Source organism: Photobacterium sp. DNB22_13_2, from assembly GCF_052873915.1.
Genome location: NZ_JBNNXU010000066.1, coordinates 1 through 375 on the forward strand (window position 1 = coordinate 1; position 375 = coordinate 375).

General features: G+C 48.3%; 1 pseudogene. It reads right to left on the bottom strand.

The window, feature by feature from the left end:
• Positions 1–375, bottom strand: a pseudogene (locus tag ACVA58_RS27815) (ISNCY family transposase); the annotation flags it as partial.

Consider the following 375-nt stretch of genomic DNA (forward strand, 5'->3'; position numbering starts at 1 on the left):
GTTTTCTTCTGTGGGGTCAATGAGATAGAGAACCTTATCATATTGAAACGTCAGCGATTTAGTGAGCTTACGCAGTTTTTGCCAGGCAAAGATATCATCGAGCTCTTCGATAGACTCCCGTACTGGCCGGTGCATGTCCTTGGGAAACCTTGACGGTTTGGCAAAGCGGCGGTTGAAATCTGCGATGAAGTCGGGGAGCCATGCGTTAGCTTGTTCAATCGTATCAATACCTTGCAGTCGCATTTCCTTGACTAAGCGATCCTGTAACGTTTTATTCGCGCGTTCAACACGGTCCTTTGCTTGTGAGCTGTTGGCACAGATCAGTTCGATGTTGAGATCACTCAGTACACGACCAAACTGGGTCAAGCGCTCGGT